At 38.8% G+C, this 20,470-nt stretch carries 20 protein-coding genes, 1 tRNA gene and 1 pseudogene; 16 read left to right on the plus strand and 6 right to left on the minus strand.

The window, feature by feature from the left end:
* From HMPREF9074_RS08680 to HMPREF9074_RS08750, 15 genes and pseudogenes are all read left to right on the plus strand, one after another.
* Nucleotides 1-747: pseudogene (locus HMPREF9074_RS08680) on the plus strand (hypothetical protein); the annotation flags it as partial.
* Nucleotides 748-868: 121 nt separating this feature from the next.
* Nucleotides 869-2,221, plus strand: coding sequence for a peptidylprolyl isomerase (locus tag HMPREF9074_RS08685; protein ID WP_034540320.1), 1,353 nt, complete (start codon nt 869-871; stop codon nt 2,219-2,221).
* A gap of 119 nt (nt 2,222-2,340) precedes the next feature.
* Nucleotides 2,341-2,413 (plus strand) — tRNA-Pro (locus HMPREF9074_RS08690).
* 61 nt (nt 2,414-2,474) lie between these two features.
* Nucleotides 2,475-3,524 (plus strand): tRNA preQ1(34) S-adenosylmethionine ribosyltransferase-isomerase QueA, encoded by a 1,050-nt coding sequence (queA, locus tag HMPREF9074_RS08695; protein ID WP_009392883.1) that lies wholly within the window; start codon nt 2,475-2,477, stop codon nt 3,522-3,524.
* A gap of 126 nt (nt 3,525-3,650) precedes the next feature.
* Complete coding sequence (locus tag HMPREF9074_RS08700; protein WP_009392882.1) at nt 3,651-4,151, plus strand: phosphoribosyltransferase family protein; 501 nt, start codon at nt 3,651-3,653, stop codon at nt 4,149-4,151.
* 31 nt (nt 4,152-4,182) lie between these two features.
* The gene (locus tag HMPREF9074_RS08705) at nt 4,183-6,045 is read left to right on the plus strand and encodes an SLC13 family permease (RefSeq protein ID WP_009392880.1); all 1,863 of its coding nucleotides are present in this window, start codon (nt 4,183-4,185) and stop codon (nt 6,043-6,045) included.
* 56 nt (nt 6,046-6,101) lie between these two features.
* On the plus strand, nt 6,102-6,377 hold the full coding sequence (locus HMPREF9074_RS08710; RefSeq protein WP_009392879.1) for a DUF6722 family protein: 276 nt from the start codon (nt 6,102-6,104) through the stop codon (nt 6,375-6,377).
* Between the two features lie 15 nt (nt 6,378-6,392).
* Nucleotides 6,393-7,544, plus strand: a complete 1,152-nt coding sequence (locus tag HMPREF9074_RS08715) for a cysteine desulfurase family protein (protein ID WP_009392877.1) — start codon at nt 6,393-6,395, stop codon at nt 7,542-7,544.
* 153 nt (nt 7,545-7,697) lie between these two features.
* Nucleotides 7,698-9,515: a DUF349 domain-containing protein gene (locus tag HMPREF9074_RS08720; RefSeq protein ID WP_009392874.1), complete on the plus strand. Its 1,818-nt coding sequence runs from the start codon at nt 7,698-7,700 to the stop codon at nt 9,513-9,515.
* Nucleotides 9,516-9,582: 67 nt separating this feature from the next.
* Entirely contained in the window at nt 9,583-10,167 is a 585-nt protein-coding gene (locus HMPREF9074_RS08725; RefSeq protein ID WP_009392872.1) for a non-canonical purine NTP diphosphatase, read from the plus strand.
* Nucleotides 10,168-10,192: 25 nt separating this feature from the next.
* Nucleotides 10,193-10,876 carry an ABC transporter ATP-binding protein gene (locus tag HMPREF9074_RS08730; RefSeq protein WP_009392870.1) on the plus strand — a complete coding sequence of 228 codons (684 nt, stop codon included), beginning with the start codon at nt 10,193-10,195 and terminating at the stop codon, nt 10,874-10,876.
* Nucleotides 10,876-11,730 carry a glycosyltransferase family 2 protein gene (locus tag HMPREF9074_RS08735; protein ID WP_009392868.1) on the plus strand — a complete coding sequence of 285 codons (855 nt, stop codon included), beginning with the start codon at nt 10,876-10,878 and terminating at the stop codon, nt 11,728-11,730. Before HMPREF9074_RS08730 ends, HMPREF9074_RS08735 begins: the two co-directional genes overlap by 1 nt.
* Nucleotides 11,731-11,860: 130 nt before the next feature.
* A complete protein-coding gene (gene rplS, locus HMPREF9074_RS08740; RefSeq protein ID WP_009392866.1) occupies nt 11,861-12,208 on the plus strand; it encodes a 50S ribosomal protein L19 in 348 nt (115 codons plus the stop codon).
* A gap of 75 nt (nt 12,209-12,283) precedes the next feature.
* Nucleotides 12,284-13,612 carry an exonuclease domain-containing protein gene (locus HMPREF9074_RS08745; protein ID WP_009392865.1) on the plus strand — a complete coding sequence of 443 codons (1,329 nt, stop codon included), beginning with the start codon at nt 12,284-12,286 and terminating at the stop codon, nt 13,610-13,612.
* A complete protein-coding gene (locus HMPREF9074_RS08750) occupies nt 13,605-14,078 on the plus strand; it encodes a hypothetical protein (RefSeq protein WP_009392863.1) in 474 nt (157 codons plus the stop codon). Before HMPREF9074_RS08745 ends, HMPREF9074_RS08750 begins: the two co-directional genes overlap by 8 nt.
* On the opposite strand, the gene hemW is transcribed toward HMPREF9074_RS08750, so the two are convergent.
* The 6 genes from hemW to pdxA form a co-directional block, all read right to left on the minus strand.
* Entirely contained in the window at nt 14,052-15,203 is a 1,152-nt protein-coding gene (hemW, locus tag HMPREF9074_RS08755; RefSeq protein WP_084063434.1) for a radical SAM family heme chaperone HemW, read from the minus strand. The two genes, HMPREF9074_RS08750 and hemW, sit on opposite strands and share 27 nt — an antisense overlap.
* Nucleotides 15,204-15,749, minus strand: a complete 546-nt coding sequence (ruvC, locus tag HMPREF9074_RS08760) for a crossover junction endodeoxyribonuclease RuvC (protein ID WP_034540318.1) — start codon at nt 15,747-15,749, stop codon at nt 15,204-15,206. It abuts the gene before it with no gap.
* A 3-nt stretch (nt 15,750-15,752) separates the two neighbouring features.
* Nucleotides 15,753-16,286: a hypothetical protein gene (locus HMPREF9074_RS08765; RefSeq protein ID WP_009392857.1), complete on the minus strand. Its 534-nt coding sequence runs from the start codon at nt 16,284-16,286 to the stop codon at nt 15,753-15,755.
* Between the two features lie 144 nt (nt 16,287-16,430).
* Nucleotides 16,431-17,393 carry a KpsF/GutQ family sugar-phosphate isomerase gene (locus tag HMPREF9074_RS08770; protein ID WP_009392855.1) on the minus strand — a complete coding sequence of 321 codons (963 nt, stop codon included), beginning with the start codon at nt 17,391-17,393 and terminating at the stop codon, nt 16,431-16,433.
* A complete protein-coding gene (locus HMPREF9074_RS08775) occupies nt 17,390-18,280 on the minus strand; it encodes a Ppx/GppA phosphatase family protein (RefSeq protein WP_009392853.1) in 891 nt (296 codons plus the stop codon). Before HMPREF9074_RS08775 ends, HMPREF9074_RS08770 begins: the two co-directional genes overlap by 4 nt.
* Before the next feature lie 8 nt (nt 18,281-18,288).
* Entirely contained in the window at nt 18,289-19,347 is a 1,059-nt protein-coding gene (gene pdxA / locus HMPREF9074_RS08780; RefSeq protein ID WP_009392851.1) for a 4-hydroxythreonine-4-phosphate dehydrogenase PdxA, read from the minus strand.
* A gap of 69 nt (nt 19,348-19,416) precedes the next feature.
* Here pdxA and HMPREF9074_RS08785 point away from each other — a divergent pair, with 69 nt between their 5' ends.
* Complete coding sequence (locus tag HMPREF9074_RS08785) at nt 19,417-20,319, plus strand: GYDIA family GHMP kinase (RefSeq protein ID WP_009392850.1); 903 nt, start codon at nt 19,417-19,419, stop codon at nt 20,317-20,319.
* The last annotated feature ends 151 nt before the right edge of the window (nt 20,320-20,470 follow it).

Genomic DNA, 20,470 nt, shown 5'->3' on the forward strand with positions numbered 1-20,470 from the left:
GGGATTTTCTATCTTATACTCTCGAGCATAGGGATATGGATGATGCCTGTGACGATTGTGAAGTTTGGCAAGTTTTCGGGGATGTATATGTGTGCTATTGCTTTTTTCTTGCATTTTCAGTACAACGGCTGGATGCTTAGCAGTCTTATAGGGTTGTTAGTGCATAAAATGGGTTGGCAAGCGCAGTATCCGACCCTTATTAAGCGTGTGTTTATCGTTTTTCAGGCAGGTGTATTGGGTTCGCTGTTTATTTCGTGGGTGGGCTATTTTAGTTACCCTATTTACTATATATTAGGTGGACTTTCGGTATTATTATGGTTGGGAGCCGTAGCAACCTTAGCGTATCTGTACTTTAAGACGAAGCCTTTGCGCTTGTTGCCTACGGTATTTATGACTCTTTTTATACTAAAGCTGCTGATGATGTTTACAGGAGCTTTTCCGCAGCTTACTCCTTACCTTTTTCAAAACATTGATTTGCTAATAGCTTACTTGCATTTTAACTTTTTAGGAATCATCTTAATAGGGTTATTATTCTTTTTAGAAGAAGTGTATAAGGTAAATCGGTGGTTGGTATATTTGTTTTTGTTTGCCTTTGTAGTTACAGAACTTTTGATAGCCTATAAAGGTTTTGCGGTATGGTGGCAGTACTATATATTCACCTATTTCTATGAGATTTTGTGGGCAGCAACGGCTTTGTTTTACTTTCCTGCAGTGGGCTGGTTGATAGGAGGAAACAAAATAAAATAAGGCAGAAAGTTTCGTTTTTATGAAATAAATATTATTTTTGCCGGCTGTATAATGCAGTTAGGCATATATTTTGCGTAAGAAGATGAAGATTAAGTATAACACTAACGTTAATAACAAATGTATGAATAAAACAAAAATTTTATCAGTTCTGGCACTTCTGTTGCTTACTACCCCTCTTTGGGCACAGTCTGAGCGCAAGAAAGTAGACGGCGTGGCGGCTGTAGTAGGCGATTATTTGATTTTAGAATCGGATATAGACAAGGCGTACATAGACCTAAAACAGCAAGAAGTAGATACAAAAAATATCACTCGCTGCCAGATGCTTGGCAAGCTGATGGAGGACAAACTTTACGCTCACCAAGCTGTGCAAGACAGTGTGAAGCTAACCGATGCTGAAGTGCGCGAACAGGTAAACCAACGTATAGAGTACCTTACAGCACAATTGGGTGGTGATATAAAGAAACTATTAGAGTTTTATAAAAAAGACGACGAGCAATCAATGCGCGAGGAGCTTTTTACGCTCTTTAAAGTGAATACCTTAGCGCAACGTATGCGTCAGCAGATAGTGAAAGATGTAGAGGTAACCCCTGAAGAAGTGCGCAACTTTTTTAACGCTATACCTGCCGATGAGCGTCCGCACTTTGGTACAGAGCTTGAGATAGCTCAGATAGTGGTGAACCCAGTAGCCCCCCCAAGTGCTGTGCAAAAGGTAATAGACCTACTAAACGACATTAAGAAAGATGTAGAGGAAAACGGAATGAGCTTTGCTACCAAAGCGATACTTTACTCGCAAGACCGCGCTACAGGAGGTCAGCTACTGACTTTCAACCGTAATTCGGCTTTTGACAAGGCGTTTAAAGATGTGGCTTTCACCCTACGCGAGGGCGAAATATCTAAGCCTTTTGAATCGAGTTTTGGTTGGCACATCATACAAATGGACAAGATTAGAGGGAAAGAGGTTAGTGTGCGCCACATACTTATAATGCCTGATATCCCCCAAGAGGCACTTGATGAGGCTAAAGAGAAAATAGCTAAAATACGCGATAGAATAGTAAATAAAGAACTTACCTTTGACGAGGCTGCTCGTAATTTTTCTGATGAAAAAGAAACCCGCAATGACGGTGGACAGCTTATCAACCCTGAAGACCTATCATCTCGTTTTGAACTTACCCGTATAGAGCCGAGTCTTTACGCTCGTATATCGGACTTAAAAGACGATGAGGTGTCAGTGCCTTTCTTAGATGAAGACCGCACTGGTAAGAAAAGCTATCGCATCTATAAGATAACCAATCGTATAGAGGAGCACCAAGCTGATTTTACTAAAGACTATGTGAAAATACAAGATTTGGCACTGAAAGAAAAACAGCTAAAAGCTATTGCTAAATGGATGAAAGAGCACATAGAAAAGACCTATATAGCGATTAATGGCGAGTATAGGAATTGCAAATTTGAGAATAATTGGTTGAAGAAATAAGACGATTAGCTAATTTGGCGATTTGACAATTTGATGATTTGTCGATGAGTTAATTTTATAAATGAAAAATTTGGTGGTTTAGCAAAAAGGTTGTACTTTTGCCGCCGAAAAATAAAAATCGGGATGTGGCGCAGTTGGTAGCGTACACGTATGGGGTGCGTGTGGTCGCTGGTTCGAGTCCAGTCATCCCGACTTTTTTATTAGAGAAAATAACTACAAGGAAGGGGAGTACTTCGGATTTTAAAAAGATATTATGAAACTTTCAAACTTTAATTTTGATCTTCCAAAAGAGCTATTAGCTGAATACCCAAGCGAAAACCGCGATGAAGCAAGGCTAATGGTTATACACCGAAAAACAGGCAAAATAGAACACAAACTCTTTAAAGATGTCATCGACTATTTTGACGATGGCGACGTATTTGTGCTTAACAATACTAAAGTGTTCCCAGCACGCCTTTATGGGAATAAAGAGAAAACTAAGGCTAAAATAGAGGTCTTCTTACTACGCGAACTCAGCGCAGAACAGCGTCTTTGGGATGTGCTTGTAGATCCAGCTCGCAAAATACGTATAGGCAATAAGTTGTACTTTGGCGAAAATGGCGACTTAGTAGCCGAGGTGATTGACAACACTACCTCGCGTGGGCGCACGCTTCGTTTTCTGTATGACGGTACTTATGAGGAGTTTAGACAACGTTTGGTAGAGCTAGGACAGACACCGCTACCTAAATATATTTCGCGCCCTGTAGAGCCTGAAGACGAAGAGCGTTATCAGACTATCTACGCCAAACACGAGGGTGCCGTAGCAGCCCCTACAGCAGGTTTGCACTTCTCTAAACACTTGATGAAACGCCTTGAGATAAAGGGGATTAGCTTTGCTGAAGTAACCCTACACGTGGGCTTAGGTACTTTTAACCCTGTGGAGGTAGAAGACCTATCGAAGCACAAAATGGATAGCGAGGAGATACATATACCTGTAGACCAAGCTAATATTATAAACGCTGCTAAAGAAAAGAAAAAAAGAGTATGTGCCGTAGGTACTACTGTAATGCGAGTACTTGAAAGTTCGGTATCGGCAGATGGGTTAGTAAATCCTTTTGATGGTTGGACGAATAAGTTTATCTTCCCGCCCTATGACTTTAGTGTAGCTAATGCGATGATAACCAATTTTCATACCCCTAAATCTACCCTATTGATGATGGTATCAGCTTTTGCGGGTCACGACCTAATAATGCGCGCTTATAAAGAGGCGGTAGAACAAAAATACAAATTCTACTCTTACGGAGATGCGATGCTGATACTGTAAATAAAGAAAAGAGACAAAATACGAAAGACGAACTTTGCTGAAGGTAAAACTTTGGCAAAGTTTTTTTGCTTTTTATAAATATAGTTTGTATCTTTGGCGCGTTGTTTTAACAAAATTATTTAGACGATGACTCAGATACTAAACCATCTTGATATTGAACGTAAAATAAAGCGTATCGCTTATCAGATATATGAAAACCACCTAAATGAAGAAGAGATTGTACTAGCAGGGATTAACGGCAATGGTTTTATCTTCGCTGAGAAACTCAACGAGGTATTGGCTACTATTGCCCCTCTGAAAGTAACCCTCTGCAAGGTGATGATGGATAAGAAAAATCCGTTGGCTGGTATTACTACTTCAGTACCTCCTGAAGCATATACCCATAAATCGGTGATAGTGGTAGACGATGTACTCAATTCTGGTCTTACCCTTATTTATGGGGTGAAACACTTCTTAGAAGTACCTCTTAAACAGCTTACTACGGCTGTTTTGGTGAATAGAAACCACAAGAAATATCCTATAAAAGCAGATTTTAAAGGTATTTCGCTTTCTACCTCGCTGCAAGAACATATATCAGTGGTTTTTGAGGAAGGGAACTACTCGGTAAATTTGTCAATGACAAATTAAGGAATTAGCAAATTAGCAAATCTGTAAAATTATGTACGCTACCCTTATTATATTACTCGTTTCATCGCTGTTCTTTATGAGCGGCAAAGTGCGCTCTGACTTAGTAGCGATGTGCTCTTTAGTGCTATTGGTGTTATTGGGTATTCTTTCGCCTGAAGAGGCTTTGTCGGGCTTTTCTGACAAGGTAGTAGTGATGATGATAGGGCTCTTTGTGGTAGGAGGGGCTATTTTTCAGACAGGGTTAGCTAAAATGATAAGTAGCAAAATACTCCGTTTGGCAGGCGATAGCGAAGTGAAACTACTGATATTAGTAATGCTCGTAACGGCTTTTATAGGGGCTTTCGTTAGCAATACAGGTACTGTTGCCCTTATGATGCCTATAGTAGTCAGTATGGCTATGAGCGGTAATATCAATAGTAGCCGGCTGTTGATGCCTATGGCTTTTGCCAGCAGTATGGGCGGAATGATGACTCTTATCGGTACACCTCCTAACTTGGTAATAGAGGGGGAACTGGTGAAAAACGGTTATGAAAAACTTACTTTCTTTTCGTTTACCCCTGTGGGCATCATCTGCCTTATAGTAGGTTTGTTGGTACTTATACCCGCCAGCAAATTTTTCCTCTCAAAGAAAGGAACTTCGAAATCAGATACTAAAAAAGGAGGTAAATCGCTTCATGATTTGGTGGGTGAATACCAGCTTTCTAAAAACTTATATAGAGTATTAGTGCCTGAAAACTCGCTTTTTAGAGGGAAAACCCTCAAAGAGATAAAACTATCGCAGCGATACCACATTTCGGTATTAGAAATTAGGCGAAAATCGACTACTAACAATCCGTTTTTTAAGACGGGCACGCAAGAGGTGGTAAATGCTGATACGGTAATAAATGAAGGTGATATACTGTATTTGCGCGGTGAATTTGACGCAATAGAACAGATGAATGCTGAAAATCATTTGAGTTTTTTGGATGCTCACCACCCTGAACAGCGTTTGCCTAACGAACTTCATTTTCACGATATAGGCATAGCAGAACTGCTAATTATGCCCGCTTCAAAACTTGTAAATTCGCCTATAAAAGACAGTAAGCTACGTGAGCACTTTGGGCTGAATATATTGGGTATTCAGCGTAAAGATAGCTATATACTTCAGAATTTGAAAGATGAGAAGATGCACGCAGGCGATATTTTATTAGTACAAGGTACTTGGGAACACATTGCTAAGCTCGATGCCGAGCGGAGTCAGCTAGTAGTATTAGGGCAACCATTAGCAGAAGCCTCTAAGGTAACCTTGACGCACAAAGCCCCTATAGCTGCCCTTATAATGGTAGCAATGGTGGTAGCGATGATGTTTGACTTTATACCGATAGCCCCTGTAACGGCAGTGCTTATCGCCTCGTTACTAATGGTTATCTCTGGAGCCCTGCGCAATATAGAAGCCGCTTATAAAACTATTAACTGGGAGAGTATTGTATTGATTGCCGGTATGTTGCCTATGGCATTAGCTTTAGAAAAAACAGGTGTTTCGGCATTAGTATCTAATACTTTAGTGAGCAGTCTGGGCGATAAGAGTCCGTATGTACTCTTGGCAGGAGTGTATTTCACTACCTCGCTAATGACGATGTTTATCAGCAATACGGCTACGGCAGTACTTTTGGCTCCTATCGCTATGAAAACAGCTATATCATTAGGTTTACAGCCTCAGCCTTTTCTGTTTGCGGTGGCTGTGGGGGCGAGTATGTGTTTTGCTTCGCCTTTTTCAACTCCGCCTAATGCCTTAGTGATGTCGGCAGGGCGATATACTTTTATAGATTATGTGAAAGTGGGGCTTCCGCTGCAAATTATAATGGGAGTAGTAATGGTATTAGTATTGCCGCTGTTATTTCCGTTTCACCACTAAAATTTTTATATACCGATAAAAAGTTGTATCTTTGCGCCAAATTTTAAAAGTAAAGAATGAAAAAAAGAATTTCAGATTATTTATTTGACGTATCAAAATACGTATTGGCGGGGGTATTTATTGCACCTCTTTTTGATACTAATGTTTGTGATGGAGGAGCTTTTTGGTTAGCTGCTGTTTTTGCAGTGATAGCTCTGTTAGTATCGTTGTTTTTTTCTAAACAGAAAAAGGGAGGTATGAATAAGCATAACAACAACCGCCCTAACAACAAAAACAATCGTCCTAACAAAAATAACAACAATAAGAATAACGCACCTCAAGCCAAAGCGTAATAATTTCTTAGCCCGATGAACATTTATTTTGACAATGCTGCTACAACTCCTCTGTACCCAGAGGTACTCGCCCAGATGACAGAAGTATTGCAACATACTTATGGCAATCCGTCATCGACCCACGCTTTTGGGCGCAGTGCAAAGGTACTGATAGAGGGGGCGCGCAAACGTATAAGCAAATGGCTAAACGCACAACCTTCAGAGCTTATTTTTACCTCTGGAGGTACAGAGGCTAACAACCTGATATTGAGAGGTTGTATTCGCGATTTAGGTGTGCAAGTAGTTATTACTACCGCTATAGAACACCACGCGGTGCTGCATACGCTTGAAGCATTGGCAAAAGAATATTCTATAAAAATAGTCTATTTACCCCTTACTGATAAGGGAGAGATACAGTTGTCAGACTTAGAAGCCGCCTTAGCACAGCACGCTGCGCAGAAAGTATTGGTTAGCCTGATGCACCTCAATAATGAAATAGGTAATATATTGCCTATAGAGCGTGTAGCAATGCTTTGCAAGGCATATAAGGCTTATTTTCACTCAGATACTGTTCAGTCGGTAGGGCATTATCCTATAGATTTGCAGCAGATACCGGTGGATTTTATTACTGCTTCAGCCCATAAGTTTCACGGACCTAAAGGAGTGGGGTTTGCTTTTATACGCAAGGGCATCACTCTACACCCTCTGATATATGGAGGTGCACAAGAAAAAGGGCTAAGGGCAGGTACAGAGTCCTTGCACAATATAGTAGGAATGGCTGCAGCTCTCACTCAATCGTGTGAGAAGATGGAAGAGGCCACCCATAAGGTAAGGCAGTTGAAGCAGTACTTGATAGAAGAAATACAGCAACATTTTGCAGAGGCTGTTTTTAATGGATGTTCAGCAGAAGGGGAAGAAAAAGCGTCTTACCTTATTGTAAATGTAGGATTTCCGTCGCTGAAAGAGAAGAATGATACCTTGCTGTTTGAGTTAGACCTAAAAGGAGTGGCTTGTTCTAAAGGGAGTGCTTGCCAGAGTGGTAGCGTGCAAACCTCGCACGTGCTATCGGCTTTTCTTCCTAAAGAGCAATTACAATATCCCTCATTACGACTCTCGCTTTCGCACTTCAATACAAAGGAAGAAATAGATATTTTTATAAAAATATTAAGAGAAATAGGAGGACGCTAAAAAATATTTGTATTGCTTATGATTTGATTTTTAGAGAGTTATGTAATACTCACTGAAAAATAATAAAAATAAATACAAAAAATATTAGGAGTTTCAATATATTGTTGTAATTTAGTAGCGTTTTTTAATAATCGTTAGTATAAAATCTTAGCTATGTCAGAGGAAAAAAATACTTTGCCTGTAGAGGAAAATGGTTTAGAAGAAACTTCATTGGTGAACTATGAAGCTATGTCATTGAGTGAACTTACCAAAGAGTTGAAAAAGTTGCTCCATACCGATAAAATTCAGTCTATCAGACGCTCTGTGGAATCGATACGAGAAGAGTTTGATAGGAAATATGAGGCACTCGTAGAAGAAAAAAGAGATGAGTACCTTAGCGAAGGGGGAGAGCCCTACGAATTTGAGTATGAAAATCCTGTGTATAAAGAATTTTATACGGCTTTTAACGAATATCGAGAAAAGCGCAATCAGTATTATAAGGAATTAGAAAAGTCGTACAAAGAAAACCTCGAAAAACGTAAGGAGATTATAGAAGAACTTAAAAATCTTATTAATGTAGAGGAGCATATAGGTACTACCTTTAAGCAATTTCAGCAATTACAAGAACGTTGGCGCAAAGCGGGGGCTGTATCGAATGCTGAGTATGAAGATTTGTGGAATACCTATCACCACCACGTGGAGAACTTTTATGACTTTATCCACTTAAGTAAAGACCTACGCGATATAGATTTTAAGCGAAACTTAGAAGAGAAACAAAAGATTATTCAGCGCGCTGAAGAGTTAGTAAAAGATGATGTAGATGCGCTTCTGGCTTCGCGTGAGCTACAAGTACTGCACCGTGTGTGGAAAGAGGAAATAGGTCCTGTAGATAAAGAGCACCGCGAATCTATCTGGCAACGATTTAGTGAACTGACCAAACAAATACACGACAAACGTCAGTTCTACCTAAAGAATTTGGATAAGATATACGAGGAAAACGCGAAGAAGAAAAACGATATTATAGCTCGTATAAAGGCTATTAGCGAAAAAGAAGTTACCTCGCACAATACTTGGAAACAACTCACTAAACAGGTAGAAGAGTTACGCCAATCATTCCTCAATATTGGTAAAGTGCCTTTAGCCCAAGCCGATGAGGTGTGGAAAGCATTTAATGTAGCTCTACGCTCTTTCAATAAGAAGAAGAATTTGTTCTATAAGACTCTTAAGAAAGAACAACAAGATAACCTGACTAAAAAAATGGCTTTAGTGGAAATAGCTAAAGCTAACCAAGATAGTACTGATTGGGAAAACACTACCGATCTGATGAAAAATATTCAGAAGGAGTGGAAAGAAATAGGTAGTGTGCCGCTTAAGAACACTGAAAAAATATGGAAGGAGTTTAAAAAAGCGTGTGATACGTATTTCTCTCGTTATGCAGAGGCTGTACAAGCTACTAAGAATAAGGCAACAGATGCTTTGCAACGAAAGAAAGAGTTTTTAGACAAGCTAAAAGAGTATCAATTAGGTACTGATAGAGAAAAAGAAATAGAGACCCTACAACAATTTGTAAATCAGTGGAATGAGATAGGTAATAGCACCTATTCAAAGAAATCGATAGACCTTAAGTTCCACAAGATTATAGATGCGCTCTATAAAAAACTTAACTTTGATAAGCAAGAAATAGAGATTATTAAGTACAACAATAAGTTAGAACGACTTATTAATGACGATAATGAAAACTCGCTTAACAACGAAGTGCTCTTTGTGAAACGCCGCATAGATGAAATTAAATCGGAGGTGCTACAGTTAGAGAATAATCTGGCTTTCTTTGGAAAAATAGATGAGAAAAACCCATTGGTACGCGATGTGGTTAAGAACATTCACAACCAAAAAGAAAACCTCAAAACTTGGGAGAACAAGCTGCGTGAACTGAAGAACTTGCAGAAGACACAGCAAGCAGAAGACACAGCCTCGCAAGAAGAAAAAGAATAGTTAATTGTTTTCATAGATTGAAAAGAGGTTATAGTTTTTTGTAACCTCTTTTTAGCATTTTAGAAAGATGAAATTAGTATTTGCTACCCATAATATTCATAAGCTGAAAGAAATTCAAGCCTTATTACCTCAAACAATAGAGTTGCTAAGCCTAAGTGATATAGGTTGTAATGAGGAGATAGCAGAAACAGCAGCTACCATAGAAGGGAATGCCTTATTGAAAGCCCAATATGTGAAAAAACACTATCATTATGATGTGTTTGCTGATGATACAGGTTTGGAAGTGACAGCTTTAGGAGGTGCGCCAGGGGTATTTTCGGCACGCTATGCAGGTGTACAAAAAAGTGATATTGACAATATAGCACTACTGCTGAAAAATATGGAAGCCCAACAGGACAGAAGTGCCCATTTTAAGACAGTTATCGCTTTATGTATGGGTGATGAAGTACATACTTTTGAAGGGATAGCGCAAGGGTATATTACAAAAGAACCTGTAGGTACTAATGGATTTGGCTATGACCCTATCTTTGTGCCAGAAGGCTATTCGCAGACCTTTGCGGAGCTTTCGGCAGCCGAGAAAAACCGCATCAGTCATCGCGCTAAGGCTTTTGGAAAACTGATTGAGGCATTGGGAGAGTTGTCATCTAATTGATTATAACCAAAAAACACTAATAAAAATGAGTCTATTAGAGATAAAAGATATTAAACGCGACTTTAGATTAGGGTCAGAGGTGCTACACGTGCTAAAAGGTATTAATTTAACTATCGAAAAAGGCGAGTATGTAGCATTGATGGGGCCATCAGGGTCAGGTAAATCGACTTTGATGAACATATTAGGTTGCTTAGATACGCCTACTTCAGGAGAATATATACTCAATGGAAAGGATGTGAGCAAAATGAGCGATGCTGAATTGGCCGATATTCGCAATAAAGAAATAGGATTTGTATTTCAGACCTTTAACCTAATGCCGCGAACTACCGCTTTAGACAATGTAGCCTTGCCGATGGTATATGCAGGGGTAAGTCGTGAAAAGCGACACGAGCGCGCTAAAGAAGTACTTAAAATGGTGGGCTTGGAAGACCGAATGCTACACAAACCTAATGAACTTTCGGGCGGACAACGCCAGCGGGTAGCTGTGGCACGAGCATTGGTAAATCACCCTTCTATTATTTTAGCTGATGAACCTACTGGAAATCTTGACTCAAAAACTTCTTATGAAATAATGAATCTTTTTGATGAGATTTATCAGAAAGGTAATACTGTGATATTGGTAACCCACGAAGAAGATATAGCCCAATATGCACATCGTATTATCCGGCTAAAAGACGGGCTAATAGAAACTGATAACGCAAAAAACTGATGAACTTTGGAATTATTATCCCTGTTTATAACGAAGAAAAGAGTATTGTACTTACTCTGCAATCGCTTATAAATCAATCGGTTGTTCCTTATCAAATTATAGTAGTAGACGATGGTTCGACCGATAATACAGCTCAGTTAGTAAGCGAAATGGCAGTTCAGCATCCTCAGATACAGTTAGTGCAGCGCAAAGAGAAAGGAGAACATCAACCTGGGGCTAAAATAGTGCAAACATTTAACTTTGGACTTCCTTACCTCAAAAAAGAGGTAGATATTATCTGTAAGTATGATGCGGATTTGGTTTTTCCCGCTAACTACTTTGAGGTAATGAATATGCATTACAGTGAAAATCAGCAGTTAGGAATGTACGGTGGTTTTTGCTATATAAAGCAAGGTGATGCTTGGGTACTTGAGAACCTTACTAATAAAGACCACTTGCGCGGAGCGGTAAAATCGTATAGAAAAGCGTGTTTTGAGGCTATTGGTGGACTTAAAACAGCTATGGGGTGGGATACTGCAGACGAGCTTTTGGCACGTTACCACGGTTGGGAGGTACAGACTAATGAAAATCTACAAGTAAAACACTTACGCCCTACAGGAGCAGGTTATAAAAGTAATGCTAAATATTTGCAAGGGAGTGTATTTTACCGACTTCGCTATGGTATAATCTTAACACTACTTGCCGCTGCTAAATTAGCTATTAGAAAGCGTAGTTTAGCTCTGTTTTTTGATTATTTGAGGGGTTATTTAAAAGCTAAAAGAGAACGACAACCCTATTTGCTTAGTGAAGAAGAGGGGAGATGGGTGAGAGATTATCGTTGGAGAGGTATTGCAAAGAAAGTATATAAGAGCTGAAAATAAAATAAAAATGAATGTACTATTTGTCAATTCAAAAAAAAGTAGTACCTTTGTCCCCGATTTGGAGTAACCTCTGGCGAGAGTCGTGAATGTTGCCCAATGATAACAATAATTTATCTAATTTTTTATGGAACCACTATTAAAGTACGTACAAGACAACTTTATTGAGAAAAAAGATTTTCCTGATTTTTCAGCAGGTGATACTATCACTGTATACTATGAAATCAAGGAAGGAGACAAAAAACGTACTCAGTTTTTTAAAGGCGTAGTAATTCAACGCAAAGGACACGGAGTAACAGCTACATTTACTATCCGCAAAATGTCAGGAACAGTAGGTGTAGAACGTATATTTCCTGTGAATATGCCTGCCCTTCAAAAAATTGAAGTGAACAAGAAAGGTAAAGTAAGACGTGCTCGTATTTACTACTTTAGAGGACTTACAGGTAAGAAAGCTCGTATAAAAGAAGTTCGCTAATTAGTTAAATTATCTTATAAAAGCAAAGAGTAAGGACTGCCTTCTCTTTGCTTTTTTTGTAAAAAACTATATTATTTGTATGCAATATTAGACATAGAAACTACAGGAGGAAAGTATGATGAGGAAGGTATCACTGAAATAGCTATCTATCGATTTGATGGACACGAACTTACTGACCAATTTATCTCGCTTATCAATCCAGAGCGCCCCATACAAGACTTTGTGACAAAATTGACAGGTATTAATAATAAGATGCTTAGAAATGCTCCAAAGTTTTATGAGGTGGCTAAGCGTATTGTAGAAATCACACAAGATACTATTATTGTAGGGCATAATGCAGCTTTTGATTATCGTATATTGCAAACAGAATTTCGTCGATTAGGGTATGACTATATAAGGACAACTCTTTGTACAGTGGAACTCTCGCAACAACTCCTTCCTGAAAAAGAGTCGTATAGTTTAGGAAAATTAGTACGGTCATTAGGTATACCAATGAGTGAGCGACACCGTGCTTCAGGAGATGCTTTAGCAACGCTCAATTTATTTAAATATTTACTCGAAAAAGATACTAAAAAGACCATTATCACTGCTTCAGTAAAAAATGATGTACGCATAGAGATGAGCTCACGTCATCTGAAAATACTTGATGAGCTACCAGAAAAGTTAGGCATATTTTATATGCATAATGAAGAGGGGAAGATTATTTACATAGGGAAGCATAAAAATATTAAAAAGAGAGTAAACCAACTGTTTACTAGTCTCTCAAAAAGAGATAGGTATTTGCAGCGGCATACTTATAAAGTAACATATGAAGAGACAGGTAATGAGCTTATAGCTACTTTGAAAGAAATAGAGGTTATTCAGCTCAATAAGCCTAAATGCAATAGTAGGAATATACATAATCCTTCTGAGATAGTGTATATACTTAGTTCTCATTATAATCCGCAAGGGTATCTGTGTTTTTCAATTGAGTTATTGGCTACTCAGAAAGAAATTATAACAACCTTTGAAACACAATCACAAGCAAAGAATTTTCTTAAAAAAATAACATCAGAATTTGAGCTGAATGAAGTAGATTTCAATGGAGAACCTGTAGAGATTTACAATGCACGTGCTAGTAAAGTGTTAAATAAATACGGTTTTTGGCATCAAAATTTAGCTATAGTTGATAAGGGTAGGAGAGTAGGAGAGAAGAGCGTTATTCTGCTTGTAGATGGGCAAATCAAAGGCTATGGTTTTTTCCATTTAAATTATCAACTCACTCAGTTAGGATTTTTAGAGAATATTATTACACCGCTGCCTAATACGCTAATTAACAGACATCTATTAGATCAGTATCTGCGTACTCATCCTCATATAAAAGTACTTAATTTGAAAGAACAAAAACCTTTTCATAATGAATAAACATTTTTTTATTACCTTATTAGGAACAATGAGTTTTTTAGTAGGCTGCAATAATAACTCTCAACCTCAGATGAGTGCAACGCAACTAAATGAAACAGCCCAGATAATAAGTAAACTAACAGATTCTATCAGAAAACTAACAGATGAGCGTGATGAGGCTCTTAATTTTAGTCTTGAGACAAATGAACTATCGCAGCAGTATTTTGAGGACTTAAAGATTGTCAATCCATCACAGATAGTGATAAACGCTTTAATGGAATTAAATATTAAGGAGAAGAATCCTTATATAAAATCAGAGAGCAATGGCAGATTTCTGATTAACAAAATTAGAATACTGAATGAAAAATGGGTGATATGTGAGTTTAGTGATGGAGAGCTCTGGGGCGATTTATTACTAGAGTACCACATAGACGGTAATCAGAAACCTACTTTTAAAACCTTAGATGAGGTTATCCACCCTAAATAAATCAGAAGCTATACCATCTGAAAGAAACTTACCATCTTTAGTTACTTTCAGATGGTTTTCTTTTATACATAGAAGTCCTTTGCTAATATATTTCTTCGCTTGAGTTAGTAGGTACTGCTGATATTCTTTCCCAAAAACATTATTTACTTCTTCTAAATCAATACCTACCATAGTACGAATACGCGTTATGATAAGCTCATTATACCTGTTATCAGGAGTGAGTATTTCTATTTCTTGGGGTAATATTCCTTGCTGAATTTGTTGTATATATTTAATATTATGAGCTATATTCCAGCTGCGTTTGAAGCCACTGAAGCTATGTGCTGAGGGGCCTATACCCATATAAGGTTTGCCAAACCAATAAGCTGTATTATTCTGACTAAAATACCCTTCTTTACCAAAGTTGGAGAACTCATATTGTATAAACCCTTCTTTTTCTAAAATATTTATTAGAGTGTGAAAATGAGTATAAGCTTGAGTGTCGTCAATAGGAGGAATTTTTCCTATGGCTATAAATCTATGTAAAGCTGTTTTTTCTTCTACTGTCAGAGCGTATGCCGAAATATGAGGAATTTCAAAAGAAAGTGCCTTATAAATATTTTCTTTCCAACGCTCATTGCTCATCATTGGGATACCATAAATTAAATCAATAGTAATATTATCAAAATACTGCGAGGCAATAGGCAATAAAGTAGTAACTTGTGTGGTAGTATGCACACGGTTCATCAAACGCAAATCTTCTTCAAAAAACGATTGTACTCCTAAACTCAGTCGGTTAATTCCCAATGACGTCAACTGTTGCAATAACTGCTCAGGGGTATGTAGCCTAAAAAAATCATCAGGATTGCACTCTATAGTAATTTCAGCTGTCGGACTTACCTTATAATAGCTATAGATAGTATCGAAGAGTTGCTTTAGCTCATCATATGTTAGTATACTAGGGGTACCTCCACCTAAGTAAATCGTTTGTAGTTCAGAGCCAACGGCTTCTTCTTTTCGCATTATCAACTCTTTACAAAGAACTGCTACCATTTCGCTTTTTCGTTTTAAGGTAGTAGAAAAATGAAAATCGCAGTAGTGACATGCTTGTCGGCAGAAAGGTATATGAAGGTATAGACTATACATTTAACTAATGCGGTCTTGGTTTTGTTTTACAAATGCCTCCCAACCGCTATAGCTTTGCTGTTTTTCTATCCTTCCAGTATTGAAGTAATGACATACTGCTACGGCTAAGCCATCAGTAGCATCGAAGTGTTTAGGTAGTTCTTTCAGTCCTAATAGCTGTTGTAGCATTTTGGCAACTTGTTCTTTAGAAGCAGCCCCATTGCCAGTAATTGCCATTTTTACCTTCTTAGGTTCATATTCTGTGATAGGAATTTCACGTGAAAGTCCCGCAGCCATAGCAACTCCTTGGGCACGCCCTAATTTCAGCATAGATTGCACGTTTTTGCCAAAAAAAGGGGCTTCAATTGCCAGTTCATCAGGGTGATAGGTGTCAATAAGCTCAAGAGTACGATTGAAGATAACTCCTAGCTTTATGTAGTGATTGTTGTATTTGCTCAACTGCAACTCATTAAGCTGTAGCAGCTTCATTTGTTGGTTTTCTACCCTTATAATACCAAAACCCATAATAGTAGTACCTGGGTCTATACCTAAAATAATACGTTCCAAGAGTTATTTTACGTTTATTTCAACAGGAAGTTTAAACTGAGTGCTTACGTTTTGTCCGTTTTTAGTAGCGGGTTTGATAGCATCGTTGTCTGAAAGTACCGAAAGATTAGCGCGCAACGAATCTTCAAAGCTCTCATTTTCAGTGCTTAATAACTCTCTAGTACGATCGTCAGCCTGCATATCGAGCAGCACTATTTTACCAGTATTATCAACTCTTATATTTAGGAGAATACGTTCTGTTACAGGTTCTGTTACCTCATAAGGGTCTTTTTTCAGGCGTTCTTGAAATAAAGCTGCAAAGGTCTTCTCAAAACACTCTTTTTGCCCTGCTTTAGTGGTAGCAGAGTCACAAACCCCTTTAAAAATAGGATAAGTATCTACATCTTCTTTTACAATTTCAGTAAATTTTATATTAGCAATAGAATCTAATTGCTCTTGTAGTTTGGCTTGTTGCTGTTCTGGTGTGAGTTGTTGTGAGTTCTTTTTACAAGAAATAAGCGCCATTGAAAGGGCTAAAAACCAAAAGTAAAATTTCATAATCAAAAAATATTAGCATTTTTACGGCTCAAAATTATTACAAAAAAACGACTTATGAAAATAAATCACACTTTTTTTATCAAATAAAATAAGCTGCCTAATGATATTAATAGTAATTGTTTTTATAAAGTTCTGATAATCATATTATAACAGTCCTTCCTGTATGAGATTATGCAGGTGTATGATACCTGCGTATTTACCATCTTGGGTCACCAATAGTTGGGTGATTTTATTTTTCTCCATCAGGTTTAAGGCATCAATAGCCAAACTGTCAAAATCGATAGTTTTAGGGCGTACGCTCATTATATCTTTAGCGGTTAGTCCTTTTATAGTGTCAGTTTTGCTGAGCATTCGGCGTATATCGCCATCGGTTACCACACCTACTATATTGCCTTGGTCTATTACGGCAGCTACTCCCAGCATTTTTGCTGAAATTTCCACGATTACCTTTTTGATGTCTGTATCCGGACTTACTTCGGGCTTTTGGTTATGCACTACTATATCCGAAACTTTTAAGTATAAGCGTTTTCCTAAGGCACCTCCTGGGTGATATTTAGCAAAATCACTACTTCCGAAGTGCTTCATTTCTAATAAACAAACGGCTAACGCATCACCTAACACTAACTGAGCGGTAGTGCTGGTAGTTGGGGCTAAGTTGTTGGGGCAGGCTTCTTTTTCTACGTGGGCATAGAGCACCCAATCAGCCTGTTGTGCCAAAACCGACCCTTTATTAGAGGTTATAGCTATCAATTTGTTATTACCGCGCTTTAACAAGGGTACTAATACCTTTATTTCGGGGGTATTACCGCTTTTCGAGATGCAAATCACCACATCTTCCTGCTGAATGATACCCAAATCGCCGTGTATAGCATCAGCAGCGTGCATAAAGATAGCGGGAGTACCGGTTGAGTTCATTGTAGCCACTATTTTATTGGCTATAATAGCGCTTTTGCCTATACCAGTGATGACCACACGCCCTTTAGAGTGAAGTATATAATCAACTGCTTGGGTAAAATCATCGTCTATATAGTCCGTTAGTTTGGCTACAGCCGCCGCTTCTTCAGTAATAGTTTGTCGGGCAATGTTTATAATATCTTCTGTTTTCATTGGTTTTCTTTGTTGTAAATAGTTCTAACGATTCCATCAGCCAGCCCAATACGCGGCACGTGTACAATAGGGGCTTTAGACCATTTCATCGCGTTGATAAACACAGTTAAGGCGTAAAGTATAACATCGGCGCGGTCAGGGTTGAAACCCAATAACCTAATGCGCTCGTCATAAGTATAGCCCGATACATAGGTGTAATAATCGGTTAGGTACTCGTAGGTTAGTGGGTCGCCCTCACGGCTGTTAGAATTTTTGTGTATTTTGTTGATGTTGCCGCCCGAACCTATCGCTTCTATAGGCTGACAGTCGGCTGTGTGCTTTTCAATCCACTCTTGTACCTCTTTCCAGGTCTTATCGCTCACCTTATTGTCTAACAAACGTACTGTTCCTATAGGAAAAGAGCGCGATTTCTTCATTTTTCCGTTAGAAAAGACAGTAAATTCGGTACTACCACCCCCTACATCTATGTATAAATAGTTTTTATCGCTCTTTATGAAGCTCGAAATATCGGTTGAAGCTATAATTTCAGCTTCTTCAGACCCGTCAATGATGTCTATTTGTACTCCTGTACGTTTCAAAACCTCATCGGCTACCGCTTGTCCATTGGTAGCTTCACGCATAGCTGAAGTAGCACAAGCGCGGTATGCTTTTACCTGATTTACCTTCATCAGCAGTCTAAATGCTTCCATAGCATCGGCAAGACGGTCGGTATTTTCAGGCGAGATAAGTCCGTCAATAAACACGTCTGCCCCTAAACGTATAGGCACGCGCACTAAGCTGGCTTTTGTAAATTTAGGGTTCTCACCGGCTTCTTCTAACACGTTAGAGATGAGCAGTCGCACCCCGTTAGAGCCAATGTCTATTGCTGCTAATTTTTTAATATCCATAAGTAGTGTTATTTATCTTTTTCTAATTCTAAAGTACGGATTTTCAGTGGGTTCTTAGTTAGTTCAGCATATTCTTCACGATTTCTGAATACATCTAAGGCGGTGTAAATAGCCTGTCTGAACGACTGAGGGTCGGCTATGTCTTTGCCAGCTATTTCGTACGCTGTACCGTGGTCAGGCGAGGTGCGCACCTTGCTAAGCCCTGCGGTATAGTTCACCCCATTGCCGAAAGCAATCGTCTTGAAAGCGATGAGTCCTTGGTCGTGATAAGGCGCGAGCACTGCATCGTAGTTGCGATAGGTTTGTGACCCAAAGAAACTATCGGCAGCAAAAGGACCAAACACCAAAATATTCTCATCAAAGTAGAGTTTTTTAAGTGCAGGGCGTACTATATCATCGTCTTCAGTGCCTATCACGCCCTTATCGCCACAGTGCGGATTAATACCTAATACAGCTATTTTAGGCCGTTGCAGGCGGAAGTCTTTGATGAGCGACTCATTCATTAGGCGCGCTTTCTCCATTATCAGTTTTTCAGTGATTAAGGCTGACACATTTTTCAGCGGTACGTGGTCGGTCAGTAACCCTATTTTTAGGTCTTCACTTACCATAAACATCAAGCTGGTACCTTTTAGTTGTTCTGCCAAATAATCGGTATGACCAGGGAAGTGAAAATCATCTGACTGTATGTTATTTTTGTTGATAGGTGCAGTTACCAATACATCAATTTCGTTGTTTTTAAGGGCTTCAGTAGCGGCTTGCAGCGATAAGAAAGCATATTTGCCACCTTCTTCAGTTTCTTGCCCAAAAGTAACGGTTGGCGTCTCTTTCCAGCAGTTTAACACGTTCAATTTGCCTTCAAGGGCAGCCCCAATGCTGTCAATTCCCTGAAAATTGGTGGTTATATTAAAATGTTTCCTCTGAAAAGAAACTAATTTGTTAGAAGCAAAGATAATAGGGGTACAAAGCTCCAAAATCTGGTGATCTTCAAAGGTTTTCAGTATAATTTCTAACCCAATACCGTTGATATCTCCAACGGAAATGCCTACTTTTATCAATTTTTCTTTCATAGAATAGTATGCTGAACGATAAATAATTATTACTTTTGTTTTTTCAAAAGGCAAAGATAATAAAAAAATATGGAACAAACACAAACTTATTTTTATCATAGTCACGGCAAACTGCTCATCACGGGCGAATATGCAGTGCTCGATGGCGCTCTTAGCTTAGCGTTACCCACGGCCAAAGGGCAGTCGCTACAGGCTACTATTTCAGATAATGACTTAGTGTGGAAAGCATTTGATGCTGACCAGCAATTGTGGTTCGATAGCACTGCTATATGCACTGAAGCCGACCAAAAAGTGTGGGATACACTTCAGAAAATACTCTCTACAGCCGCTGCTCTCAACCCTAATTTTGAACAAAAATATCGCCGTAGTAGCGTAACCACTCAGTTAGAGTTTTCGCGGTTTTGGGGCTTAGGTTCTTCCTCTACGCTCATCAATAACATCGCCCAATGGGCAGAAGTCAATCCGTACGAATTGCTTTTTAAAAGTTTCGGCGGGAGTGGCTACGATATTGCTTGTGCTAAGGCATCTACACCTATTTTATACCGATTGCAAGAGGGCAGACCTTATAGTTACCCTTTGCAACTTCTTTTTCCACACACTAACCGCATTTATTTTGTATATCTCAACCAAAAGCAAAATAGCAAAGAGGGCATCAAACGCTATCGTACCGTTACGAAAAGCAAGGCTAAATTAGCTGAAAGCATCACTAAAATCACCGAACAACTTATTTTAGCCCAAACTATTAGCGATTTTTGTACTCTTTTGGACGAGCACGAAGCCACTATCAGTCAATATTTAGGTATTCCTACAGTGAAAGAGCGACTTTTTACTGATTTTAAAGGTACAATTAAGAGTTTAGGAGCTTGGGGCGGTGATTTTGTGTTAGCAATCTCCGAAACAGAAGATGTACCGACCTATTTTGCCTCTAAAGGGTATCCTATATGTATTTCTTACGCCGAAATGATAATTTAAAAGAAAAATATCCTCCTTATACCTACCCTATACAAACGATATAGAAAGGATACAGGAAGAGCGAAGGCTAAGCGAACAATCAGCGAAGAATAAACGACTAATAATTATCCTCTGACTAGAAAAATATGCTATGCTCCCTCACGAGCCCCTC

Source organism: Capnocytophaga sp. oral taxon 329 str. F0087 (assembly GCF_000213295.2).
GTDB lineage: Bacteria > Bacteroidota > Bacteroidia > Flavobacteriales > Flavobacteriaceae > Capnocytophaga > Capnocytophaga leadbetteri_A.